At 64.0% G+C, this 22,284-nt stretch carries 39 protein-coding genes; 12 read left to right on the top strand and 27 right to left on the bottom strand.

The window, feature by feature from the left end:
• Positions 1-7 precede the first annotated feature (7 nt).
• From AC1MH0_RS03000 to AC1MH0_RS02880, 25 genes are all read right to left on the bottom strand, one after another.
• Positions 8-163: a DUF7697 family protein gene (locus AC1MH0_RS03000; RefSeq protein WP_480964658.1), complete on the bottom strand. Its 156-nt coding sequence runs from the start codon at positions 161-163 to the stop codon at positions 8-10.
• Between the two features lie 32 nt (positions 164-195).
• Complete coding sequence (locus tag AC1MH0_RS02995; protein WP_480964657.1) at positions 196-756, bottom strand: hypothetical protein; 561 nt, start codon at positions 754-756, stop codon at positions 196-198.
• Positions 756-1,727: a phage tail tube protein gene (locus AC1MH0_RS02990; RefSeq protein ID WP_480964656.1), complete on the bottom strand. Its 972-nt coding sequence runs from the start codon at positions 1,725-1,727 to the stop codon at positions 756-758. Before AC1MH0_RS02990 ends, AC1MH0_RS02995 begins: the two co-directional genes overlap by 1 nt.
• A 12-nt stretch (positions 1,728-1,739) precedes the next feature.
• Positions 1,740-2,180, bottom strand: a complete 441-nt coding sequence (locus AC1MH0_RS02985) for a hypothetical protein (RefSeq protein WP_480964655.1) — start codon at positions 2,178-2,180, stop codon at positions 1,740-1,742.
• Positions 2,177-2,824, bottom strand: a complete 648-nt coding sequence (locus tag AC1MH0_RS02980) for a DUF6441 family protein (RefSeq protein WP_480964654.1) — start codon at positions 2,822-2,824, stop codon at positions 2,177-2,179. Before AC1MH0_RS02980 ends, AC1MH0_RS02985 begins: the two co-directional genes overlap by 4 nt.
• Positions 2,821-3,135 carry a head-tail joining protein gene (locus AC1MH0_RS02975; RefSeq protein WP_480964653.1) on the bottom strand — a complete coding sequence of 105 codons (315 nt, stop codon included), beginning with the start codon at positions 3,133-3,135 and terminating at the stop codon, positions 2,821-2,823. The genes AC1MH0_RS02980 and AC1MH0_RS02975 overlap by 4 nt, the downstream gene beginning before the upstream one ends.
• Before the next feature lie 2 nt (positions 3,136-3,137).
• On the bottom strand, positions 3,138-3,395 hold the full coding sequence (locus tag AC1MH0_RS02970; RefSeq protein WP_480964652.1) for a hypothetical protein: 258 nt from the start codon (positions 3,393-3,395) through the stop codon (positions 3,138-3,140).
• A gap of 81 nt (positions 3,396-3,476) precedes the next feature.
• Positions 3,477-3,815, bottom strand: a complete 339-nt coding sequence (locus tag AC1MH0_RS02965; RefSeq protein WP_480964651.1) for a DUF2190 family protein — start codon at positions 3,813-3,815, stop codon at positions 3,477-3,479.
• A gap of 34 nt (positions 3,816-3,849) precedes the next feature.
• Positions 3,850-4,173: a hypothetical protein gene (locus tag AC1MH0_RS02960; RefSeq protein ID WP_480964650.1), complete on the bottom strand. Its 324-nt coding sequence runs from the start codon at positions 4,171-4,173 to the stop codon at positions 3,850-3,852.
• A gap of 50 nt (positions 4,174-4,223) precedes the next feature.
• Positions 4,224-6,251: a prohead protease/major capsid protein fusion protein gene (locus AC1MH0_RS02955; protein ID WP_480964649.1), complete on the bottom strand. Its 2,028-nt coding sequence runs from the start codon at positions 6,249-6,251 to the stop codon at positions 4,224-4,226.
• Entirely contained in the window at positions 6,244-7,761 is a 1,518-nt protein-coding gene (locus AC1MH0_RS02950; RefSeq protein ID WP_480964648.1) for a phage portal protein, read from the bottom strand. The genes AC1MH0_RS02955 and AC1MH0_RS02950 overlap by 8 nt, the downstream gene beginning before the upstream one ends.
• Positions 7,758-7,970, bottom strand: coding sequence for a phage head-tail joining protein (locus tag AC1MH0_RS02945; RefSeq protein ID WP_480964647.1), 213 nt, complete (start codon positions 7,968-7,970; stop codon positions 7,758-7,760). The genes AC1MH0_RS02950 and AC1MH0_RS02945 overlap by 4 nt, the downstream gene beginning before the upstream one ends.
• A complete protein-coding gene (locus AC1MH0_RS02940) occupies positions 7,970-9,994 on the bottom strand; it encodes a phage terminase large subunit family protein (RefSeq protein WP_480965659.1) in 2,025 nt (674 codons plus the stop codon). The genes AC1MH0_RS02945 and AC1MH0_RS02940 overlap by 1 nt, the downstream gene beginning before the upstream one ends.
• Positions 9,995-10,046: 52 nt before the next feature.
• The gene (locus AC1MH0_RS02935) at positions 10,047-10,469 is read right to left on the bottom strand and encodes a hypothetical protein (RefSeq protein WP_480964646.1); all 423 of its coding nucleotides are present in this window, start codon (positions 10,467-10,469) and stop codon (positions 10,047-10,049) included.
• Positions 10,470-10,776: 307 nt separating this feature from the next.
• A complete protein-coding gene (locus AC1MH0_RS02930; RefSeq protein WP_480964645.1) occupies positions 10,777-10,956 on the bottom strand; it encodes a hypothetical protein in 180 nt (59 codons plus the stop codon).
• Between the two features lie 109 nt (positions 10,957-11,065).
• Positions 11,066-11,638, bottom strand: a complete 573-nt coding sequence (locus AC1MH0_RS02925) for a hypothetical protein (protein ID WP_480964644.1) — start codon at positions 11,636-11,638, stop codon at positions 11,066-11,068.
• 30 nt (positions 11,639-11,668) lie between these two features.
• Positions 11,669-12,295, bottom strand: coding sequence for a hypothetical protein (locus tag AC1MH0_RS02920; protein WP_480964643.1), 627 nt, complete (start codon positions 12,293-12,295; stop codon positions 11,669-11,671).
• Positions 12,285-13,001 carry a hypothetical protein gene (locus tag AC1MH0_RS02915; protein WP_480964642.1) on the bottom strand — a complete coding sequence of 239 codons (717 nt, stop codon included), beginning with the start codon at positions 12,999-13,001 and terminating at the stop codon, positions 12,285-12,287. The genes AC1MH0_RS02920 and AC1MH0_RS02915 overlap by 11 nt, the downstream gene beginning before the upstream one ends.
• Positions 13,002-13,229: a hypothetical protein gene (locus AC1MH0_RS02910; RefSeq protein WP_480964641.1), complete on the bottom strand. Its 228-nt coding sequence runs from the start codon at positions 13,227-13,229 to the stop codon at positions 13,002-13,004.
• A 2-nt stretch (positions 13,230-13,231) separates the two neighbouring features.
• Positions 13,232-14,215, bottom strand: a complete 984-nt coding sequence (locus AC1MH0_RS02905; protein WP_480964640.1) for a DUF2303 family protein — start codon at positions 14,213-14,215, stop codon at positions 13,232-13,234.
• 26 nt (positions 14,216-14,241) lie between these two features.
• On the bottom strand, positions 14,242-14,667 hold the full coding sequence (locus AC1MH0_RS02900; RefSeq protein ID WP_480964639.1) for a hypothetical protein: 426 nt from the start codon (positions 14,665-14,667) through the stop codon (positions 14,242-14,244).
• 19 nt (positions 14,668-14,686) lie between these two features.
• Positions 14,687-15,121: a hypothetical protein gene (locus AC1MH0_RS02895; protein WP_480964638.1), complete on the bottom strand. Its 435-nt coding sequence runs from the start codon at positions 15,119-15,121 to the stop codon at positions 14,687-14,689.
• Positions 15,122-15,305: 184 nt separating this feature from the next.
• On the bottom strand, positions 15,306-15,770 hold the full coding sequence (locus AC1MH0_RS02890) for a phage regulatory CII family protein (RefSeq protein ID WP_480964637.1): 465 nt from the start codon (positions 15,768-15,770) through the stop codon (positions 15,306-15,308).
• On the bottom strand, positions 15,767-16,111 hold the full coding sequence (locus tag AC1MH0_RS02885; RefSeq protein WP_480964636.1) for a hypothetical protein: 345 nt from the start codon (positions 16,109-16,111) through the stop codon (positions 15,767-15,769). Before AC1MH0_RS02885 ends, AC1MH0_RS02890 begins: the two co-directional genes overlap by 4 nt.
• The gene (locus AC1MH0_RS02880; RefSeq protein ID WP_480964635.1) at positions 16,111-16,341 is read right to left on the bottom strand and encodes a hypothetical protein; all 231 of its coding nucleotides are present in this window, start codon (positions 16,339-16,341) and stop codon (positions 16,111-16,113) included. Before AC1MH0_RS02880 ends, AC1MH0_RS02885 begins: the two co-directional genes overlap by 1 nt.
• Before the next feature lie 93 nt (positions 16,342-16,434).
• On the opposite strand from AC1MH0_RS02880, the gene AC1MH0_RS02875 reads away from it, so the two are divergent.
• Positions 16,435-16,650: a hypothetical protein gene (locus AC1MH0_RS02875; RefSeq protein WP_480964634.1), complete on the top strand. Its 216-nt coding sequence runs from the start codon at positions 16,435-16,437 to the stop codon at positions 16,648-16,650.
• Between the two features lie 84 nt (positions 16,651-16,734).
• Here AC1MH0_RS02875 and AC1MH0_RS02870 read toward each other — a convergent pair whose 3' ends face one another.
• Positions 16,735-16,932, bottom strand: a complete 198-nt coding sequence (locus AC1MH0_RS02870; protein WP_480964633.1) for a helix-turn-helix transcriptional regulator — start codon at positions 16,930-16,932, stop codon at positions 16,735-16,737.
• Between the two features lie 92 nt (positions 16,933-17,024).
• Here AC1MH0_RS02870 and AC1MH0_RS02865 point away from each other — a divergent pair, with 92 nt between their 5' ends.
• A complete protein-coding gene (locus AC1MH0_RS02865) occupies positions 17,025-17,699 on the top strand; it encodes a helix-turn-helix domain-containing protein (RefSeq protein ID WP_480964632.1) in 675 nt (224 codons plus the stop codon).
• 480 nt (positions 17,700-18,179) lie between these two features.
• Here AC1MH0_RS02865 and AC1MH0_RS02860 read toward each other — a convergent pair whose 3' ends face one another.
• Positions 18,180-18,419, bottom strand: coding sequence for a hypothetical protein (locus AC1MH0_RS02860; protein WP_480964631.1), 240 nt, complete (start codon positions 18,417-18,419; stop codon positions 18,180-18,182).
• A 25-nt stretch (positions 18,420-18,444) separates the two neighbouring features.
• Here AC1MH0_RS02860 and AC1MH0_RS02855 point away from each other — a divergent pair, with 25 nt between their 5' ends.
• The 10 genes from AC1MH0_RS02855 (at position 18,445) to AC1MH0_RS02810 (ending at position 22,284) form a co-directional block, all read left to right on the top strand.
• Positions 18,445-18,834: an HIRAN domain-containing protein gene (locus AC1MH0_RS02855; protein WP_480964630.1), complete on the top strand. Its 390-nt coding sequence runs from the start codon at positions 18,445-18,447 to the stop codon at positions 18,832-18,834.
• Positions 18,835-18,924: 90 nt separating this feature from the next.
• Complete coding sequence (locus tag AC1MH0_RS02850) at positions 18,925-19,335, top strand: DUF968 domain-containing protein (protein ID WP_480964629.1); 411 nt, start codon at positions 18,925-18,927, stop codon at positions 19,333-19,335.
• Positions 19,332-19,778 carry a hypothetical protein gene (locus AC1MH0_RS02845; protein WP_480964628.1) on the top strand — a complete coding sequence of 149 codons (447 nt, stop codon included), beginning with the start codon at positions 19,332-19,334 and terminating at the stop codon, positions 19,776-19,778. Before AC1MH0_RS02850 ends, AC1MH0_RS02845 begins: the two co-directional genes overlap by 4 nt.
• Positions 19,775-20,029 carry a hypothetical protein gene (locus AC1MH0_RS02840; protein ID WP_480964627.1) on the top strand — a complete coding sequence of 85 codons (255 nt, stop codon included), beginning with the start codon at positions 19,775-19,777 and terminating at the stop codon, positions 20,027-20,029. Before AC1MH0_RS02845 ends, AC1MH0_RS02840 begins: the two co-directional genes overlap by 4 nt.
• Positions 20,019-20,327, top strand: coding sequence for an HU family DNA-binding protein (locus AC1MH0_RS02835; protein ID WP_480964626.1), 309 nt, complete (start codon positions 20,019-20,021; stop codon positions 20,325-20,327). The genes AC1MH0_RS02840 and AC1MH0_RS02835 overlap by 11 nt, the downstream gene beginning before the upstream one ends.
• A gap of 103 nt (positions 20,328-20,430) precedes the next feature.
• The gene (locus AC1MH0_RS02830) at positions 20,431-20,682 is read left to right on the top strand and encodes a hypothetical protein (protein WP_480964625.1); all 252 of its coding nucleotides are present in this window, start codon (positions 20,431-20,433) and stop codon (positions 20,680-20,682) included.
• Complete coding sequence (locus tag AC1MH0_RS02825; RefSeq protein WP_480964624.1) at positions 20,682-20,849, top strand: hypothetical protein; 168 nt, start codon at positions 20,682-20,684, stop codon at positions 20,847-20,849. The genes AC1MH0_RS02830 and AC1MH0_RS02825 overlap by 1 nt, the downstream gene beginning before the upstream one ends.
• A complete protein-coding gene (locus AC1MH0_RS02820) occupies positions 20,842-21,033 on the top strand; it encodes a conjugal transfer protein TraR (protein ID WP_480964623.1) in 192 nt (63 codons plus the stop codon). The genes AC1MH0_RS02825 and AC1MH0_RS02820 overlap by 8 nt, the downstream gene beginning before the upstream one ends.
• Positions 21,026-21,712 carry a hypothetical protein gene (locus AC1MH0_RS02815; protein ID WP_480964622.1) on the top strand — a complete coding sequence of 229 codons (687 nt, stop codon included), beginning with the start codon at positions 21,026-21,028 and terminating at the stop codon, positions 21,710-21,712. Before AC1MH0_RS02820 ends, AC1MH0_RS02815 begins: the two co-directional genes overlap by 8 nt.
• Entirely contained in the window at positions 21,709-22,284 is a 576-nt protein-coding gene (locus AC1MH0_RS02810) for a Lar family restriction alleviation protein (protein WP_480964621.1), read from the top strand. Before AC1MH0_RS02815 ends, AC1MH0_RS02810 begins: the two co-directional genes overlap by 4 nt.

Raw genomic sequence — 22,284 nt, 5'->3', positions numbered from 1 at the left:
GGACCTCCTATTCGGTGAAGTCGTCGGGCTCTTGGCCGGACAGGTTGTCGATGATGATCGGCTCGACCGCTGGGAGCACGTCGGCGAGTAGCGCCAGGTCAGTCCTGCGGTGCGAGCCCATCGTCATGATCGCGCCGAAGTCGAGCCCGACCGGGGCGCCCATCACACCAGAACGAAGCTGGCGATCGCAGGCGGTCAGGACGCGCCAGACGCCTTCTTCGGCTTCGGTCTGCGGCTCTTCGACGATGTACGGGCACTCGTTGCAGCGCCGCCCCGTTTCCGCGGTGCAGGCTTGTTGGCAGTATCGCTGTCCGGCATCGCCGCCGCCCCAATGCCACTCGGAGAGGCGGCGAAGGCGTTTCCCGGCTCTTCCCGCTCGCGCTCGGCGGTGACGAACGGGACAACGTACGCGGCATCGAACGCTTCGAACGTGACAGGATCGGCAAGCGCCATGGCGAGGTTTTCAGCTGAGAACGGTAGCGGCTCGCCGGCGCCAACGTCGCCTTCGTCGGCCATGAGGCAGACCCCGCGCCAATCCTGCGCGCCTTCGGTGATCAGGGCGCGGCTCATGGCGTCGCCCATTTCCTCGAGCATGTCGATCGCCGAAGTGCCGTCATCATCCGCCTCGGCCGCCGAGACGTTCCGCGCCGCGCGGCGCGCGCGCATCAGCATTGATCGGTCGATTGGCGCGAACAGCACGTCGGCACCCATAACAGGCGACCATGCCGCCCCCTGCGGCTTGCGAACGAGCAGCATCAGGCGGTGTACGAAGGGACGTCGTTGATCAGCGTGACCACGACCGAGTTGCCGGATGCGGCCTTCGACGACTGCCAATTGAAGGCCTGCATGATGCCGTTCGGACCGGTCACCGGCTTCTTTGCCTGCGGCATGAACACGCGGCCGACCAGGAAGACCAAGCTGAACGCGCCGAAGTTCCAGCCAAAGGCCAGTTCCATAGGCGTAGGCGGCTGCGAGGTCGCCGCGTCGAGCAGTACGCGATCCTTGAAGCGGACGTTCACCGATCCCGACATCTGCGCCATGCCCGGGTCGCTGTCCTCGATGCGGCCGTCGGGCTGGATCGTCTCGACCTTCTCGAGGTTGTTCGAATAGGTGAAGTCGGCGCCGACGACGCTGCCGAGCAGCTGACCGTCCTTGCGTACGAAGCCGACCGCCTGCGGGAATCGGGTCGTCGCCAGCGTCGCCGGCGAGGCCGCACCGACCGTCCCCGCAACCGGCGTGGTCTCACCGATGCAGATCAGGCTGCAGGTCGCATTGAGTAGGCCGGAACGCGACTGCGAGATCCGCAACTGGTTGCCACGCGCACCGCGGTTGACCGAGAACGCCGGAACTTCGGGAGCGCCGACCTCGATCGACATCGACGGCAACACGATCGCGCCCGACTTGAAAACGTGCGTGAACGTGCCCGATGCGCCCGAGACCGTCGGATCGCCGAAGAACAAGCGCAGCCAGCGGCCGAAGTTGCGGACGTCGACCGGCACCACGATGTCACCGTCATTGGTGGCAACATCGGGGGTCGGGTCCTGCATTTCGCGGCCCATGCCGAGCAGATCGCTTTCGATCAGCGGGCGCTCTTCGCCGAGCGAGTGGCTGACGAGCGGCACATTGAACCACGGGTCACTCGCTGCGGGGACAACGCCGGGCGTGGTTTCGAACGCTGCGACGACCTTGGCGTTAGAGCCGCGGGCGCGGGTGGGGGCGACGGCCATTCGGCTTCTCCTTCAGGACAGTTCAGAATCGGTGACGTAGGTAGCGGTAAGCACGAGCTCGGCGCCGCGGGGCGGTTGCGCGCCCTCCGTGAAGATGTCTTCGCTGCCGGGGGCAGAGATGCCGAGCCAGTCGCACAGGCCGCCGAGGTGACGGTCAGCAGCGATCGCGGCGCCGAAGCGGACGAGCATGTCGTCGAGGGCTTCCTCGCTGGTCATCGTGGGCGTCTCGATCGCCACGAACTCGATCGGGATCCTGTGTGACCAGTTATAGGCGAGGGGGCTCAGGTCGATCTCGGGCTCGCCGGGCTCGCCGGTGCGAATGATGATGCGGCCGTTCGCTGGGACGCGGGCGGGCGCCGCCTCTTCGCCGTCCAGGCCGACAACTTCGGCTTTCGGTACGGCGACGGCCGTGAGCAACTTCAACGCCTTCAGGATATCGAGCTTCTTGCTCATTTCGCCCCCAGACGCTCGGTGAAGCGAGATTCGAAGTTGGCAGCCCAGCGCTGCGCGACGACGTCGAGATCAAGCACGCGCGGTAGGCGGACGCTGGGCACCATGACGAACATCAGGACCGGCTTGGGATCGCGGCCCTGCGCGCGCCTGCCCTTGGTGGCGAGACGGAAGCCGCGGCCGTTACGGGCGCCGACGGCATTGATGAAAGCCAGCACACGACCGGCGCGACCACGCTTGAAAAACAGATCCTGGTTGAACGCGTTCTCGACCTGCGCCGGCGTCATCTTGCTGCTCGAGCCGCGACGGCCGCGCGCGCTGGGGACGTTCTTGGTCGGGATGGCGAGGAACCGGCGTCCGGCGAGCGGCACAATCTGCGCACCACGGGAAAAGGCGTCAATGATGTCCGGCGCGTTCGACCAGATATAGCCCGACGGGGTCATGCTGCGCCGCTTCTCAGGAAACACCCGATCTCGCCACGTGTTCGCCAGCCGTTGCCCCATACCGGCGCCGGTGACCTGCTCCCGTAGTTCGAGCAGCGCCTTATAGGTCGTGTCACGCATGGCGAGCGACGCGGCTTCCGCCAGATCGCCCTCGATACCGTCCATGAGCGACTTCATGTCGAAGTCGCCGACGTTGATCCTCACGCGACCGGGCTTCCGCCGATCGTCCAGGTCAGGCCCTCGACATCGAGCATGGGCTCACCGAGGAGCTTATACGTGGCATCACCGATCACAACGATGTCACCCTTGGCGGGCATCGTGACGTCGCTGACTCGAATTTCGAAGACGTTGGTGCCCTCGATGATCTCCTGCCCGCCGAAACCGACCGCTTTGTCCGGCTGCCCGAAAATGACGCGGACACCAGCCCGACCCGGACCATCCTTCGGGTAGTAGGTGACCTCTTTTGACCCCGGCGCACTGAACAGGGCGTCCAGCGCCAGGGCGAACGGGTCCATGATCAGGCCTTGTTCTGCCGGCGGGCGCGGATCGCGGCGACCAGGTCGTCTTTCAGCACGGCTGGGCCGACCGAGACGGCTTCCGCCTGCGCGATCAGCCGAAGCTCATCGACCTGGAGGCTGTCGAGGTCGTCGGCGCGGGCAAGCCCGGCTTTGATCAGCGCATCAGCCTGTTCAGGCGACGTTTCGATGACTCCGCCGGACGGATAGGACAGCTTGCCGTCGACCGGCGCTGCGCCGACCAGATAGATCTTCTTCATCGCTGATCTCCAGCAAAGGGGGCGGCGCGACACAGCCACGCCGCCCAGGTGCACCGGGTAATAGGGGAGGGAACCCCGGTGTTAGGCTGCGATCTGCCCGGTGAGCAGGACGGAACCGGTGACGTCTGCGGAAGCTGCCGACGCTGAGGCAACGCCGCAAAGCACGCCGCCCGCCGTGGCGGTGAACGCCTTCGCGGTCGCGTCGAAGTAGATCTTCGTGGTGCCCGCGACCCATGCGGCACCGGCGACCTTCGGAACGGGGTTGAAGACCCCGACACGCACGAACGAGACGTCTTCGTTGATCGCCGCATCGGTCGAGGCGATGCCAACGACGGCACCGATCAGCGCCGGGGCGCCGCTGGCGACCGCGTAGGGCGCCGGGAGGGTGATGTTGTCACCCAGCTGGACATAGTTCTTCATGATGGGTGTTCCCTAAATACGGAACCGTCGCGTGTTAGGCGACCGGCTCACGATGCTTCTTGATCGCGGCGATGATGTCCGCCTTTTTCGTGGCGTCGTTCAGCGGCACACCCTCCTTGGTCACGAGGATATGCAACTCGGCGACAGTCATGCCGTCGAGATCTTCGTCGGACGCTTCGGATGCGTCGTCGGGCAGATCCTCCGGCTCGCCGTCGAGCAGGTTGTTGTCCTTCAGGCGCGTGGCTTCGTCGTCGGAGACGATCAGCGGGCCTTCGACCGGCTGGCGGAGTTCGCCGTTCGTCGGCGTTCGGGAGTTCGAATAGACGACCGTCGCGGTCGCCAATGTGACGATCTTCATGTTGCTGTCCTCGCAGGAGGACCGGGCGACCGCGGGCCGCCCGGTCAGGGTCAGGCCGGGGGGGCGCCTGGGTTCTTGTACAGACCGCGCCAGTCGAGGACCTTGGCGGTGGCATCCAGGCGGGCCTTGAACTTGATCCCGTCGACCTCGAACGACAGGTGCGTGTCGGTGAAGACCTCTTCCTGCCCTTCAAGATGCGCCAACAGCACCGTGTCATAGGCGTTCGGATCGGCTGCCAGGTACCAGCTGTAATCGACGATGCGCTCGTCGATGACCAACTGCAGCTTGCCCGAGAACGGGTTGATGTTCCCGTTCGAGGTGGCCGCGACGACCGCGAGGAACTGCTCGGCAGCAGTTTCCTGGAGCGGGCCGACGATCAGGAAGGCCGGACGGATCGACATATTGCCGCCCTCCGCCGTCTTCTGCTGCCGCATGGCCGCCCGGCCTTCGCCGACCGCCTTGACGGTGATCGCCGTTCCGGTGCCGGCGAGGTTGGCGTGCGCGGTGCTGAAGAGCGGCGTGCCGTCGTACACCGTCGGGTTGCCCTGCAGCTGGCTGTAGACGAGGTCGGATTCGAGATCCGCCGCCTTGTTGGCGAACTGGGTCGGGATACGACCGAACAGTCCCTTGTCATCGTTGATGATCGCCTGACGGGAGATCGGGATGATGCGCGCATAGGTCGCCAGCTTGTAGGTATCGCCGGTGTCGGTCAGCGCGCCATGCTTGATCTCGCCGTTCTCCTTCACGAGCAGCAGCGCAGGCGCGTCGCCCATGCCGATGATCGATGCCGGACGGAAATCGGGCAGCGTGCCGGTCGAGACCCAGCCGCGGAAGCTCTGCGGCGCAGCAGCGAACGCCTGACGGACTCGGCGATTGGCCGCGTTGCCGAGCGCGTTGGCGAAATCGCTGGTCGTCAGCGCTCCACCGCGCATGCCGAGCGCCTGACCCGCGACCTCGTGCTTGCCGAGACCCGACGTGCGGATGCCGGTGCGCTGGAGGTAGTCGCGCCCGAGTTCCAGAAGGGTGAGCCCCCGAAATTCGCGCGCGGCTTCGGCCCGCTCGCTGCTGATGCCGAGCGCGTCGGGCTTCACCGACGAGTTGGCGGTAAGCAGCAGGGCATCCTCGACCGCGGTGCGATAGCCGTCCTCTTCGGTGCCCGAGCGGCCGGCGCGGGCGTCGATCGGATCACGCGTACGTGCCGCGATCAGGCGATCAGCGACACGGCTCTGGAGCTCGCCTTCGGTCAGAGGCGTGGTTTCGTTCACGCCGATAAGCTCGAGCGCGAATGCGTCGCCGAGGTCGGCGGTGCGAGCGCACTGCTCGCGGATGCGAGCGATCGTCACCACCGCGCCGCGGGACTGCGGTTCGGGGGTTGGCGCGGGCGCCGGGGCAGGTGCGGGAGCCGGGGCAGGCGTCGGCGCGGGTGCAGGAGCGGGCGTCGGCGCGGGCGCCGGCGCCGGGGTGGGCGTCGGATCGGGCATTGTTGGTCCTTCGGGGTTCGCGGTCGCGCCGCGGATGGTGCAGGGATGGCCGCCCTGCTCGGCGCTCCGCTGTCGCACTTGCGCAGCGGCATCGAATGGCACGGTGACGAACGAGAGCTCGACCGGCTCCCAGTCCGTAGCGAGCATGTGAGGGTGTTCGCCCTCCCGCTCCGTGCGTTGGAACTCGAACACGTTGTACGACACGCTCAGCGAGCGGATGTGCCCGTCGATGATCTTGGCGACGGTGTCGGCTACGTCTGGCGTCTTTGCGAGGCGCACGCGCGCGGTGCCCTCGCCGTTGGCGATCGACACGCTGCCCGGCACGACTGAACCGAGAACGCTGCTCAGGCTGTACGTGTTGTGGCTGTCGAGCAGGCAGGCGCCGGCATTCAGGCGCCCGAGGCGGACGGCGCTGGCGTCCATCGAAAGCTCTTCGACGTAATAGCCACCGTCATACCAGTCGAACCGAATGCCGGCCGCGCCGACCGACCACACGACCTCGATCGAGTTGTCGCTTTCGCGAAACGAGGCTGGGCGCGTTTCGGCCGAGCGCGACAGGAGCGGCGCGGTAACCGACCGGCTATTGAGTTCAGGCATCTGGCATGGTCCCTACGAGAAGGCGGCGAGCGATCGCGATCAGCAGCCCGCGCTCGGCATCGGCCGGGTTGCTTGCAGTCGGGTCGCTGGTGTTCGTCTGGAACGGCGTGAACGGGTCGCCCTTGAAGGCCAGCCCGAGGGTCTTCAGCAGCGCCTGGTGATCGGCGATCTGCTGCATCATCTCAGGGGCATCGAAGCCCCGCGAGTTGAGCAGGTTGGGCCGGCTTTCTAGGCCAGCCTGCATCTCAAGAATGTCAGCTTTTGCGTCGCCTTCGCGGTCGATGCTTTCGAACGGCGGGGGCGTCCATTTCATCTCGACCGGCTTGGCGCTGGTCAGGCCGAAGTCGCTCGCGGTGCCGTGGAACCAGCCCCAGATGCGATCAAGACAGACAGGGATGATCGTCAGATACTGAAGGCGGCCGACGGTCCGCTTAAACTCCAAGTGCCCAGCCTTGTAGCTGGAGAAGTTCACGTTGCTCAGATCGCCGGTCATCTGCTCGTGCGTCACGCCGACACCGGCAGAGGCGGCGAGCATCGCAACGCGGAACAGGTCACCGATCCCGCCCGACTTGGGCGGCGTGGAGAAGGTGATCTGCTCGCCGTCGTCCAGCGTCTCGATCATGCCAGGCACGAACTCTTCGATCGGCGGGCCGTCCCGGTCGCCCTCGACGGGCATACCGATGTTCGGGTCCTCGCCCTCCTGCGCCGGCGGGCGATACCGGAAGCCGACCATGCACGCAGCGATGTTGGCCTTGACGACTTCGGCCTCGATGCCCTCGTCGACATCACCGAGGCGTTTCACGACGCTCTCGAAGATGGAAACGCCCTCGGACTGGCCGATCCATTCCGAGTGGAACAGGTGGATCACCTCGTCAGCGGGGAACCGGATCGTGTCAGAAGATGCCCACTTCTGCCCTTGGCGGTGCTTGTAAAAGTGGAACGCGGCGACTTTGTTGTCGGCGTCGTACTCGATCCCGCGGTCGATGCCGGCGCCGACTTTGTGAGTGGCGAGCATGCCCTTGTCGAGCAACTGAAGGCGCAGCGGAACACCGCTGGCAACCTTCACCGTCCGCTTGGCGATGAACACCTCGCCGTCGCGCAGCATGGACCGGACGAACAGTTCCTGAAGGCCATACAGATCGAGGCGGCCGTAATAATCACAGGCTTTCACCCAGTCTGCCCAAAGTTTGGACAGCGACTTCGAACCCTGGGGCGCCCCAGTCACACCCCAACCGACGAGGCTGTTGAGCAGAGCGTTCAGCGCCTTCCGCGCAAAAGGATTCTCGGCAACCAGCTGCAGAATCGTCAGCCGATCGATATATCGCTTGGCGCGCGCGTCGTTCGGGCTGCCCGTGTTCACGTAGAAGTCGCGATCGTTGCGCCCTGCGAAGCGCCTACCCGACCGCGGCGCGCTACGTGGCGCCGTTCGATCCAGCATCGTCCGGGCAGCCTGCCGCCGCAGGCCGGCCACTGGCGACATGAAGCCGACCGCGCGATCCACCCAATTCATCGACGACCGACCCGCCCAACGATGAAGCGCGTGCGCCGCGACGTCTGCGATGCGGACGCCGCCAACTCTGCCTTCACGTCGGCGCGAACCGCGCGGATGTCCGCCAGCGATTGGTATTCGGTCTTGCGGCCGTCGGCGAACGTGATGCTGCGGATACCGCTGACGATTGCGGCGTCGAGCTTGTCCAGGTCGGAAGGCTGATATGGCATCAGCGTCTCCTTTTCATCCAACTGCCCGACCGATTGGCGAACTTCGTCGGTTTGGGCGGGGTGGGCGGCGGTTCAGTCGTCGGTGGCGCCAGCTTCGGCATCCGCTTCTTGGCGATGGCTGCCTCTGGAGCGGGTGAAACAGCTTCGACCACGGCGTTGAGCTTCATGCCCAGCTGGATCAGACCGGCCAGCGCCGCCATAGCGTTGACGCGGCAGTCGGTCGCTTCGTTGGCCTTGCCTTTTGGACAATCCCAGACGGTGAACACCCGACCGCTGAGAACCTTCGGAATAAGCCGCTCGGCCGTCAGCTGCTCGTACCAGGCCAATTCACGCTTCGTACTGAAGTGCATGTAACCCGGTCCCGGCTCACTGAACGTCAAGCGGGCTCGAAGCGTATCCTTGGCAGAATTGACGCCGATGATGATCGGCTTGAAAACCGTGCGCGTCCGGTTGCTCGGGCGGGTGGTCGGCCACAGTGGCGACCGCTTGCCGTTGCGATCCGATGCGCCCTTGGTGGCCCAGACTTTCCGTCCGAGCCGTGCCTTCGAGAACTCGTAGACTTCCTTAGCGCGGTGACCGCCGGAATCGATGCAGGTCGCCTCAATCGCAAACTCGCGACCGTCCGCGCGCTTGAATGTGCGCAGCAACTGGCGGTCAACTTCGTCCCAAGTCGACTTCTTGGAGGTGTCGCCCTCGACGATGACGTAAAGAAGCGACCAGCTTTCCTCGTTCGCGCCCCACCCGACGAACTCGAGTTCGACGCGATCATCCTGCGTATCGCCGCCAACCGTGATGATGCCGACACCGTCAGGGACTTCCGCCGGCCAAATCTCCGCGCGAGCGGCGAGCAGTTCGGCGACAACCTCCTTCGAAGATGACCGCCTGTGCGGCTTTCCCAACTGGGTGTTGTCGAACTTCACCCGCTTGTCGGGATCGTTCTTGCTCGCCAGCCACTTCGCCGCGATCTTCGGAGGGGCGTCATTCGGCCAAGGACTGAACACCTTGCCGGCGGTGAAACTCGCATGCTCGTTCGAGACCGGCCAGGTACCGCAATCCGGACAACGGGCACGGTAGACGGCATGCCGCGGGCCTTCCCACCAGTCCCATATCAGCGCGACCGCGTCGGAATCCGGAGCCGCCTTCCATGCCGCAGCGTACGCTGACAACGGGTCGACGTGTTTACCGCAGCAACGGAAGCGCTTGGTCTGGTGCCACCGGATCGTGCCCAGCGCGGTTAGGCGCTGGCCTTCGTTCCATCCACACCCGCATTCTTCGCATAGCACCTGCGCCGTTCGAGGATAATGCGCGGTGACGTTGCCGTCATCGTCATAGTCCTTGTCCCAGTTGATGTGCTTGAAGAAGTCCAGGAAGTTGCGGTGACCGCACTCTGGGCACTCAACCGAAGCCTGCCGCTGGTCGCCCTCGAGATAGCTGCTTTCGATGAGGCTTTCGCCTTCGATCGTCGGCGAGCAGACCCGAACCGAGAGCGATCCGACGTAGGTTGCCATGCGCTCGTCGGCGAGACCGATCGGGTCACCTTCGCGGGTGATCGGATACTTGTCCGTCTCGTCGCAAAACACGCGCTTGACCGGGCGACGTGCCAGATTGTCGGGGCTGCCGGCGCCGGCGAGGGCGAGGAAGCCTCCGGGGAACGCCTTGTAGAGCAGGGTCTCTTCGGCCGATCGGGTCTTCTTCGTGCCGATCAGCTTCCGCAGGACAGGGGTGGCCCGAATGAGCGGGGTGATCCGCTCTTTCGAGAATTGCTCGGCAGCCGCCTCCTTGGGCTGCACGATGAGCATCGGCGCGGGATCGAGGTGAACGAAGAAGCCGACCGCGTTCTCGATGAGCGCGGTCTTCATCAGCTGCGTGCAGACCATACCGGTGATCGTCTCGACGCCGAGCTCGGTCACCGCGAGCATCGGCCCGCGCGCAATCTCTACGGTCCGGGTCGACCAGTCGCCTGATGTCGAACCTGCCTCAGGGGCAAGCTTACGAAAGCGATCGGCCCACTCGGGAACGCTGATCCGTGGCGGCGGGGTGAGTCCGCGCCGCCACGATCGTTCTAGCCGTTCGTCCTTACTCTGCGTTTGCGAAGTCGGCTTCCGGCTCGCCGAGGGAGGCGAGGTGCTGCTGGACATGCTCGTTCAGCGCCTCCAGCAGCGGCTCGACAGCGATCCCTAAGGAGGCGGCGATCAGCGGCGAGACGCGCGACGGCCAGTTGAGCCAGGCATCACGCAGCGACCGCGCCATGTTGAACAAGAGGGTCTCGGCAACTTCCAGATCCACAACGTCGCCAGCTTCACGGCGGGCGGCAAGGAGACTGCGAGCAGCGAGACCGTTTTCCTTTACCCGCTCTGCTTCACCGGTGAGGGCGAACCTGCCGGCGAGCACCTCGGCGATGAAGTCCTCGTCGTCCAGGCGCAGCGGATCGGGCGCCGCGTCCGCAGGTGCGGACACTTTCGCGCCGCGCTTCGGGGTGCGGGCACTGGGTGCGGACATTGGAGGCGTGTCCGCACCACTGTCCGCACCCTCCGCAGCACGCCTATTTGTGCGGCGCCATCCAGTTCCAGCAAGCGAGCGATCGAGCTTGCCGTCAGATGAAACCCGCAGTTTTCCTTCACTTATGGCCCGCCGGACTAGCTTATCGCTGCACCCATCGAGGCGGGCAAACTCGCGAATGCTGACGGTGTCGGAGGGTGCGGACATTTCAGGTGCGGACCCCTTTGGCGAGTTGTAGCTGGGGATCGTTCACGCCTTTGCCCCCCGTATTACCTGAGAGCCCAGGAAGGACCCAAAGGGGTGGGCCTCATCGGCCTCGGACGGCTGCCCGGAGGTCGATCGCGGCCTGCTCAGCCTGCTCGATCAGGCGCTCGCTGCGCCCTTGGTGCCGCGACCCTGACGCCATGTCCTCGGCGATACGCAGCACGCGCATGCCGATAGCTTCGACGTGGTCGGCGGTGGTGAGCCTCAATGGCGGTGCGGTCACATGACGCCCTCCAATGGCACATACGACAAGAGCCGCAACCCTTGCGGGCGCGGCTCTAACAACTGGTGATGTGCATAGAGATAGGTGCGCAACAGTCAAGCGGTATTGATCAGGCAAGTCGCTCCTTCATCGCGACAATGTCGGCCACGAACATGACGACGATGCGCGCGGCATCGATCGCCGACCGCGCGTTGTTCGCAAGGTCCGAGCCCGCGGTACCGGCAGGCTGGTCGAAGCGGCACACGTTCTCGTACACGCTCCAGTACTTGGCAGGCACATACCCCTTGATCCGCTTCAGATCGTCGAGGGCTTCCTGCTCTGCCCACCCGTTGCCCTGTCCAGCGCCGGGGATGCGCGCCAGATCCATGACGAGGGCCTTGCCACCCAGCCGGGACCATAGCGTCTCACAGTGGTCGATTGCGGCGACCTGGCTATCGGACAGCAGCTTGGCAGCCTTCCACCGCGCGACCGGCGTGCCGCCCCGATTGATCAGCGTGTGCTCGGTCACCACGCGCCCAGCATCCCGCAGCGGCACGTCGACGATGGCGTGGAACCCGCGCGCAACCTGGATCGCTGGGGCACCGATAGCCTCGCCCTTCGCCGTCACCGCCTCAGCCATGCGCTGCGCCGGTGTCTTCGATTGCCTCTTGATCTTCGTGCTGGCCTTCGCTGCCCTAGCCATCGTGCTACCCCCTGCTCTTGTAGATATGTGTCATGCTGCCATCTGCTCGTCAGGCTGCTTGTCTTCGTCGATGGCCTTGTCGCCTGGGTCGACGCCGAACATGCGAACGTAATCCTCTCGGCTAGGCATCCGGGCGCCGCGGTCGGGATTGCGGCCCTGCGGCTTCGGGCGGGTCGGATCAGCCGCGACCGAGAAGCGGCTGCCGAGCCCGGCGACGATCTCCGCGGCTTCCTCAGGTCGGCACCGCTCAACCTCAGCCGAGGCGTTAGGGCGGCCGGTGCTGGCCTCGACTAGCTGCGACAACCGCCACTGCCGCTGGATGCGGGGCGGGGCCGGCTGGCTCATCGCTGCCGACCTGATCTCGGAGATCGAGGGGAAGAACTTCATCGTGCGGGCAGCGGCCATGGCACCAGCCATCAGCACGTCCGCGGGTATGTCGCTCAGCTGCTCGGCGTAGACGTCTAGGCGGGCGAGCGCTTCGGCCTCAGATACCCGCGCTGCCGGATAGGCCACGACCAGTTTCGCCATCACGCGATCCACGGCCCGGGGCGAACTCGTCTTCGGTGCCGCGCGATACACGTCGAGCGCCTGCTTGGCGTCCGCGAGTTCATCGCCAACGAGTACCGGCAAGTCAGCGGGCAGGGGTTCAGTCCGCAAAACCAGATCGGCGAGCCTCCCGCTCAACGAGGGCTCTTGCCATCGGGGTGAGGTCGTTACCGCGTTGCGCTGGTCGACGGTCGTGAGTTCGTTTGCCATTGAAGCTCTTCCAGTTTTTGACCCAGGTTCTCCACGAAGCCTGCCAATCGAGGCTCCTCGTGCCTTGCGTGGTGTGTCGATCGATGAAGTGCTCGACCTGTTCGGCTTCGACGCCAGGCGGCCACGCTGCCATGGCCTTGCCGGTGATCGAGTCCGGCTTGACGACCGGAGTGAAGTCGAGAGGAACAACCGTGCCGCCTGCATCGTGCTTGCGCCCCACCTTCGGGGGTATGGTGGTTCTTGGTAGTTTGGGTGCCACAGTGGCGGGGGTAGCCGCCTCTCTGACGGGGGTGACTGTCTGACGGGGCGTCACTGTGACGGGGGTGCCAGCCTGACGGGGGTGTACGAGGTAGATACGCCCGCGGCCCGGCAGATCCTGCCAGTTGATGTGGCCTGCATCCTTTAGCGCCTGCACGGCACGCTGAACGCTGCGCTCGGAGAGCTTTGTCTTGCCTGTCAGGCCGGTCGGACCATTGATGCCGGGCCAGCAACGAGCCTCGTCGTTCGCCATGATGGCGAGCACGTTCAACACGCTCTGCTCAGGCGCGCTGATGCCCTCGACGCACATAGCAGCGCGGCAGAGGTCGAAGCCGGTCAGGATGGTCACTTAGAACTGCACCTGCTGCATGGCGATCGCGTGCTTCAGTTCGGCCAGCTTTGGGCGGGCGTGCTGGAACCGCTTGCTCTCGTCGCGATAGGGACGCGCCAGACGCCGAGCCCGCGCATGGGCAATGCCGCGCGCGATCTCAGCGTCCAGTGCAATCATCGGGTCGACGTCGTCATCGACGGGCTCGGGAGCCCGACCAGCGGCGATGCGTTTGATCAGGCCCCACATGGTCAGGCCTCCGCCGCGCCGAAGAACACGGCCGACGGGGTCTCGGCATCAACCTTCTCGACAGCTTCCGCGAAGGCATGGTCGAACGAACGGTCGGCCCGGTAGAGGTCAAACCAGAACTTCACGCCCTCGGTCGTCTTGCGGTACCGGAGCCGTGCCCCGATCCGGTAGAACGGTCCCTTGGCGAAGATTGGGATCGCGATGAAGAACATCGTCGGGACCTTGATCGTGCCGCCCTGCTTGGTGCGCGTCTCGTGCTCGACCGAGAACCGGATGTGGCCCTCGCCCGAAGCGAGGTTCGTGGCCTCCTCGACGTTGGCCTGCTCGTAGACCTTCAGCCCTCGCGACAGCTCGACCAACGTGGCGAAGTCCGCGATGCTGTCGATGCCGCCGTTGACGTTGACGAAGCGGCTCAGATCCTCCGGGAACTCGTCACCGGCAACGGCGATGTCGCCAATACGATCCTCGAGGAACAGCGCGAACTGGCCCATCGACATCACGACGGCGTTTGCTTTCGTCCAAGCCTTCCACTCTTCCGACAGCGGGAAGGCGAATGACGTCCGATGCTTTCCATGACGAAACTCGCCGATGCCATCGCCATCGGCCCGATGATAATCGAGGACGGCCGTGATCTTAGGCGCCGTCTTGCTGTCGTCCGCGAACACAGCACTGTCGTTGTCACCGAAGCGGTTCACATGCGCGATGAAGCTGTCGAGCGACGTCATTGCCGCCGTACCGCGGCGGTAGCGAGGATTGTCCAGGTTGCTGTCGAAGAAGTCAGGCGACACCGGTTTGATTCCGCCGTTGCCGATAATGACCAGAACTTCCGCGCCGCTTGCCGGGTCCGCGACGGTGATGATATCTGGCTTCAGGTGGTCGGTTACGAATTCACGCGTCGCTTCGAACACTCCAGCGATTCCGGCGGCGGTCGCGAGGCCGGGCGCATACAGCGCGTCCAGCGTCTCGCTGTTGATGTCTTCGGGCATTCTTCGTCTCCTTGGTTGATAGAGGATCAGACCGACCGCACGTCGCGGGCGGTATTGTCGGCGACCACGCGGGTGCCGAAGAACACGCCCTGGTCGGGGCGATCGCGGGAGAGGCGCCCGTCGTTATCGGCGAACAGCAGTGTGCCCGGCTGGTCGGGCGTCGGCGCGGTGACCTTGATCGCCGGCGTGACGACGTGCGCGCCGTTCATCATCTTGATGTCGAGCTTGATCGTCAGCGAGCCCTTGGCGACGCCCTTGCCGTTGTCAGCGTGGTCGGCGATCTTCGCGACGAGCTCGCGCAGTTCCGCCGACGCATCGAGATCGAACTGACCATCGTTCAGGAGGCGGATGGTGTCGGCCAGCGTCGCTGAGGGCGGGGTGCGTCGGCTACCATCTGCGGCGCGGGTCGAGAGAACCTCGCCCGTATCCTTATCGAATGCTTCTTCGGCCATGATTATGCTCCTTCGGGGGTCAGTAGGATTGGGCGACATCGCGCGCGTGGCGGATGCGCTGGGCGTCTTGGTGGTTGAGGACGGTGCGTCGGGCGTGCTCAGGCGTGCCGGCGATCTCGGCTAAGATGACCGCCTTTCGCTCGTCCAGGGTCATGCCGCCGACCTTCATCTTGTCGTTCAGGGCCCAATATTCTTCAGGGCACCAATCCCGGGACGCGCGCTTGATCGCGAGGCGACCAGCAGCTTGAGCTTCCTCGTCACCATTCCGCCAGAAGTTGCGGACGCCGACTTCGCGGCCGATCTGCTGCAGCTTCTCCCGCATCCCTGGCTTTTCCATTGACCGTTTCTTGCCGGCCGCTGTCGCCGCTTGATGGCGAGCCTTGAACTCGGGTGTCTGCCGGGTGGCCTGGATCTTGGCGTCGCGAGCCGCCCTCAATCCGGGGCGGCTGTGCACCTCCCGCATTGCGCAGGCACGGCACCGGCCTTTGGATTCAGGGCTAATCGCCGACGGGCAGTCGGAGCACGTGCGCGGCGCAGGCCGCAAAGAACCGTCCGCAGAACCGGGCTCAACCGGCGCTGCGCTTATGAGCGCGTCCATAGTCATCTCCGTTGCGGGGTTTTCCGCGTAAATTCGTGGCTTAATCGGTTTCGATGAGCGCCATTGCGGCGTCCATCGCGGCTAAAACTTCCATCTGGTGACGGATCTCGGTGCGGATGTTGCCCGCCTCGCGCCGGCTGACGCTGCCATCTGACAGGGCCATGCAGACCGACTGCGATACGTCAGCGGACTCCTTGGCGTGACGGCCGACGAGCGTGAGCATGTCGGCGTTCGAAGCTGGGGCATCCGGGAGCTTGACGAGCACGAAGCCCATCGTCCCAGCCAAGGCGCGAGTAACATGAGGCCAGCCGTCGCGATCGCGCGCCAGCGGCTCAAGGTCAGCGATCACGTCGAGGGCTACAAAGCTCTCGGGCTTGTTCACCGACTGGTTGTCGCCCAGCGCGGACTTGCCGACCCGGCAAAACTCCGCAGCTGCTTCGAGCCCGCCGACGCCCTTGATCATCTCGCAGGTCGCGCGCTTCAGGTTCAGCTTCTCCGGGGTCACTGGGGATCCCCCGCTGGAAAAGTCGCTGAGGCTTCCGGATGACGGCGAACGCGGTCGAGATGCATACCCGCTACATGATAACCGGCACGCTGACTTTCGCCCCAGGGGCTTTCAACATCGACCTCGTCGAAGTCCGAATGTCGGCCCTCGTCCCAGACGCAGCGACCGTACCGAGCAGCGTTGCAGCTGTTCACGACGATGGACGCGGCAATCGTGAAAACCACGCCAGCCACGTACCCGGCAATCACAGGCATAACCGGGAAGGCGACGACGTGCGCAATGCCAGTAACGGACACCAAGCCAACCGCAGCGATCGCGGGGAACAGATAGGCGCTACGCATCAGGCAGCCTTTCGATCACGGGAGGGGCAGTCAGGGGAGATGCACGCACGCACCGCGGAATCACCGGTCAACCGGCAGCGCGAGCAGTGCGAGACAACGATCGCCGGGATCTCGGCATACTCAGGCTCGGTGATCGTGAAGCCCGCGACGGACTTGCCGCCGATCAGCATGACGACCAATGGCGCAGCCGCGACGCGCGCGCTCATCTCGAAGGGAAGGGTGAGCAGCATCTATGCCCCCGCGCTTTCGGTGCCGCGGATTGACTCCGCAGCACCGTCCGCCATCGTCGTGCTGCAACACACCGACGAAAGGATAGGCCACCCATGCTCATACCCGGAGATCTCAGCGTTCCCGTGCTCTGCAATTGCGGACACGAATTCGAGGTATCTGTTGCCGGGCGAGACCTTGAGCGGCTCAAGTACAAATGTCCCAGCTGCGGAACCGTCAACGGGTTCGACAAGGACCAGATCGTCAGTATCGTCGCCCAGTACGATGTCGCGAAAGCCGAGTTCGCTAAGGCGTTCCGCAAGCTCAGGTGACACGCAGGCCGAGAGAGAGGCGATTGACGCCTTCAGTGCGTCCAAGCCGCCGAGCGTTAGAGTCAAAGAACCGATGGTAGCCACTTATGCTGCTTCCTTCTGTTCTATGGGGGTGGAGCGACCGCGCGCAGCAAGTGCTTCAAGCGCGAGGGCGGTCCTTGCATCAACATCAAGCGCTCCGCTCTCGAGCCTCGACACGGTCGACTGGTTGAGCCCCAGCATGGCTGCAAGCTCTGCCTGCGTGGCTCCGAGCGCCTTGCGCGTCTGTTTGATCGCATCCATACGCCAACAGATATGCTCGCGTGCATATTAGGTCAAGCGGATTATGCACGCGTGAATTAGCGCGTCCGCCGATGCCATATTATGCGCAGCGCATGACGAGCGTTCTTGCTGCAAATGTGAAGACACTACGGTCCAGGTTAGGACTGAGCCAGCAGGCGTTCGCCGAGCGCTTAGGGGTGCAGCAGTCCTATATTTCGAAATGGGAGACGGGCGCTGTCGTACCCTTGGGCGACAGCATTGCAGCGCTGGCAAAGCTGGCGGGATGTTCATTCGAGAGTTTCAAAGCAGAGCCTCTTGGACAAACGGCGGACATCACGGCCGACCAGCCTGTTGCGCGATCCGCCGACGGCGGGGAAACAGCGCAAATCAGTCGCTTGGATCTGTCCCTCCCGATGGGACCGGGCGCGAGCGTTGATGATTACGTTGAGGACGAACCGCTAGAATTCGATCTGGGCTATCTTCGTTCATTCACACGGACGCCGCCGAACCGGCTACGTCTAGCTGCAGGCACAGGCGATAGCATGTTCCCGACGCTTGTATCGAACGACCTTGTATGGATCGACACGACGCAGAACCAGCTGCTGCACTCTGATCGTATCTACGCCTGCGCGATCAACGGCGGGGCGGCGATCAAGCGCCTCAGGCCGGTCGCCGGCGGAGCCCGAATACTCGTCATCTCCGATAACAAGACGATCGACGCCTACGAGGTGGATGCCAACGAGGTGGTCATCTGGGGTAGGGTGATCCGGTTTGCGAGGGACTTATGATGGCAAAACGAAGCACGCTTCCTTTCGGACCTAAGGATGTATTCCGCCAAGCTCGAGACTTTGACAAGGCCGCGTCGGAAATCTGGAAGGCGCACAGCGTCGATCCGTTAACTGGCGATCTGTTATCTGAGCCTTTGGTGATTCCGCATATCGTTTGTTTGAGCTTCGCTCTAGAGCTTTATTTAAAAAGCCTCCTCTATTTCACAACAGGGGTTAGCTCGGGCGTTCAACACAGCTTGGTCCAGATATTTGCTGGAATTGCCCCTGACGCCCAGGCCGAGGTTAAAAGATACTGGTTAAATGATCAACGTACCATTGCGGACCGTCGAGCACGTGCATATGTTCTCGGCACCCCGGAGGAGTCCTTTGAGGACACGCTTGCAGAGAATGACCGAGCTTTTGAGCGGTGGCGGTATATATTTGAGGCGCATTCAAATTGGACTGGGCCTGGCCTCGTTAGAGCCGTTAGGGGGTGCCTGGTCAATCGTTATGCGGAACTCGCGGACGTCGTTTAGAGAGCCACATTCCCCGTTCGTTGAACTCTAAGACGATAATACAGGAAGCATCTGTATCTTTGGGAATGTACTCTATCACGAGCCCTCCACCCTCCATGTCTGGATCATTGGTGCCCTCGAAGCGCAGCAACTGCGCACCTAAAAGATCCCGCGGTACCTGCTCGCCGTCGCCATAGACCGTAGGTAGAAGGGTCTCGTGCTTCATCCTGCGATGATATACATCGGTACCCGTGGTTAGGCAATTGTCACTCGCGATCGTCGGCATAGACTACCCGAACAAGCGCGGCCCCGGTCGGCGCTTCGAGCTTGAGATATGCAGGCCTAGCGAGCCGATTGAGCTACGCCCTGAGCCCGGCAACCAGTTCGACGAACATGCGATCGCGGTATTCTCCTGCCGCGGCATCCAACTTGGCTATCTGGCGTCCGAACGCGCCGTACTGATAGGGACGCTTTGGCGACAGGGACACGAGACCCGTGCTATCTTCCAGGCGTTAGAGGCAAAGGTCGGATGGGTTCGCGTCGCATTCCGGGGTGATGAGCCTGTGTTGCCCCCGGAGCATAAGGCCACCCAAATAAATGACCCTAGCGGGTTCTGGCCCGATCCCATTTACGACGAATAATATTCCTGCGTGCATTTTATTACTTGAGGATATGCACGCGAGCATATATGTAGCTTCCAACAGGCCATACCGGCTTGTCGGGAGGTCGGCGTGGGTTTGCCCCGTTCAGCATTTCAAACTCGGAAGCCACCGCGGGCAGGTCGCCCAGCGTGGAAGTGCGCCGAGGAATACAAGCGGTGGCTGCGGAAGCTGCCTTGCGCTCGGTGTGCTCAGCCCGCCGGTAACTTGGCTAATCCAACGGTCGCCGCACACGTCGACCACGCAGGCGGTAAGGGGCTTTCGACGAAGGCGCCCGATAGCGCGTGCATCCCCCTCTGCGACGACTGCCACAAGGAGCAGCATCGCGCCGGGTGGATGACGTTCGAGAAGCTGCTCGACGGCGCATGCGCGGTCATCCTGGCGTCCATCTACTGGGTGGAATGGCTGGCGACCGACAACGGTCGCGCATGGGAGCGCGAGCTCGCCGCCAACCCAGCGCCGCAGCGGGGGCGCGCAGCGTGACCGGCCGCACCATCAAATCTCACGACCCTGATCTCGATCAGACGATCATCGATATGTCGTCCGCGTGCCACCGGCTGCGGCTGGCTGAGGATCGCGTGATCTATCTCCGGGGCAAGGAAGAGCACCCCGCCGTGCCCGCCGCTGTGGCGCACGCCGCGGCGATCCGCGACACGCTGGCGATGCGCGCCGGTCGCATGGGCATCAAGCCCGCGTCCGCGCTGCGCCTGATCATCGATCAGCACGAGTTCCTGCGTCAGAAAATGGGCCGCCGGCCGAACATGGAGCAGCTGGAGGCATCGGTCGCTGCCGCTGCCGATGTTCTCGCCCGCCAGGCGGTCGCTGATCAGGCGCTCGCGATCGAGGCGGAATCAATCGCGCGCCGCAGCCGTCATCTGGACGGGGCAGGGGTCGCCGCTGTCGAATACCTGAGGGCCTGCGCATGACGATGGTCTGCACCCCCTCATCGAACTGGCAGGGCACCGAACAGGATGGCTCTCGCTGGACGGTTCAGCAGGTCAGCGTGCTGATGAAGCTTGGCAAGGACCCGCTGGTCGTCCGCACCGTGAAGGTGTGCCGCACGCCGTTGCAGACCGTCGAGCTTCCCTCGCTGCTAATCCGCAAGGGCGGGACGCAGGCGAAGGTCATCCTCCCGTCGGGCCTCGTGCAATGGATGGACCTACCCCGTGGCCGATAAGCAGCTGATCAACGCGATCGCCGACACTGGCATTCCGCACGAGGAAGCTCAGGACATGGTTGACCGGGTCTTCTCCGCGATGCGTGATCTACTTGTCGCCGGGAAGACGGTAGGCATTTCCGATATCGGTCGCCTGCGCGCACCGTCCAAGGTCGTCAAAGTCGGCTTCCCGCCAAACTCCCTGCGCGAGCAGCGGAAGGTGGAGCTTCGTCACGGTGCGCTGCTCGATCAGGGCGAAGCCTATCCGGATCCGCGAGCCGCGCCGCGGAAGCGGTCAACCTACGGAGGCGGTCGATGACGCCCGCGCAGCCCCGCCCGCAGGCGCCCGACCTCTGCGGCAAAGTCACCCCTGAAGTCATGACCGAGCTCATGCTCGCAATCCTTAATCGTGGAGATCGTCGATGACCTGGAACGTTGCCATGTGGGCCCTCGGCTTGGCGTCGCTGATTACTATGGCTGGCGTCTCGCTGACGACGTTGTTCTTCGCGCTCGTCCCGAATTGGGCGCGCATCTGGGACACCGCCTGCGGGCGACCCTGGCCGATCGCGCGCCACCCCGTTTCCCCGACTGCCTCGGTCCTGCCCCTCAGGACGTCTACCTCCAAGCTGCGCACCGTCGAGGCCGATGCCCAGCCAACCCATGAGGCCGCGTGATGGCTCAGTGGCGCCGGGTCGAACTCGCACCCGATCATTGCCTTCTTGCCCGCCTCGCACCGGGTTCGCCCAGCGACGGTGAGCGCGTGCTCGTCAGTGTCAGAGGCAGGGGCCGCATGTACGTGCCGGCCGCGCGCTGGAACGCCGCGGAGGTGCACCGTGGCTGACGTAGCCGACATGGCGAACGACGTCGCGCAGGCCGCGCTCGATCGCAACATCCGCGCCGCCAGTGCGCCCATCGCCATCGGCGTTGAGGGCGAATGCCGGGAGTGCGGCGAGCACACCAAGCGCATCCTGATGGGCCGCTGCGCCCGGTGCCGTGAACCTAAGAAGGGATATGCCCGTGGTTGATCAATCAGAACAGCAAGCGGTGCCGGTTGCGCAGGACGAAGACGAGGTGGACAATCTTGTCCGCATGGTGGCTAATTGGATTAGCTTCTCTTCGTCGTGCATCAAATCTGGCGAAAGCTGGACCGCCACCTGCGAGACGATGAAGGCCAGCGCTTTCAAGGCGCTCGACGTTCTCGGCAACACGAACATCGTCGCCCTCACTCCCGATGCCACCCAGACGCGAGAAGCGGAGGAAGCAACGCGTCACTTCCATGACGGAATGTTCTATTATCGAGGACTGCTTGATCAGATTGCCGAACATATCGGGCCCGAAGCTCGTCGCGCGGAAAACGGCGACGAGATGGAAAGCGTCGTTCGTGCGCGCCTACCTGATTTAGTTAAAGCCGCAATGCACCCCGCTTGGTTGCCGATCAGCGATGACGCAAAGAGCGGGGCGATGGTCGAGTTGGTTGTCGACTATAGCGACGGCGATCATCCTTTAGCGGACGGCATCCTCGCCTGCACGGTGGGCTTCAATACGCTTGCCGATACCGGCGAGGACGAGTGGAAGTTCTCGGGGTGGTGCTGGACTCACGATCATTTCGTCCAGGGCAAAGGCACGCCGGTTGCTTGGCGTCCCTCGCGCTTGAACGCCACCGACGACTGTTTGCCCGCACTGCCCGCCCGAGACGCCGCATGACCCCCAATCCCAACCCGAGCCCCGAGTTGAAGGGGTGCCCGTTTTGCGGAAAAGCGCCTTGGATCGAACTTGAGAAAACATCCTTCGCCGTGATGTGCGTCAACGCGCACTGCGGGGAATCAATGTCTCGCTGGTTTCCGACGGAAGCCGAAGCCATCGCCGCCTGGAACACCCGCGCCCTCTCGCAGACACTGCCAGCGCCGGGGGAGGTGGAGGACGAGCCATTGAAACTTTGCCTGTCCGACAGGGAACGGATGCAGGCGGAATGGGCTGATCTGGCAGACCACTTTGGGCATGAAGCAGCCGCCATATCCCCATCCCTCGCCACCGTTGCGGCAGCGAATGACGAAGGGGTGGCGCTGCTTCGGGAGCAGATCGGTCGCGAACTAATCGGCTGGGACAACCAGATGTCGCCGGAAGCTATCGCACACCCGAACAACGCGGCGTTCTTCGCGCACTGGCTGGACGTCACAGACCCGAATGATGGTGAGCAGGCCAAGCATTATCAGGCGGGTATCAACATGATCCTACGTCTCGCCACCTCACGCTCGCAACACGAAGGGGCTGAATAG

Source organism: Sphingomonas sp. AP28 (assembly GCF_056680455.1).
The sequence above is the reverse complement of the archived record's forward strand: the minus strand, read 5'-3'. Positions and strand labels throughout refer to the sequence as shown.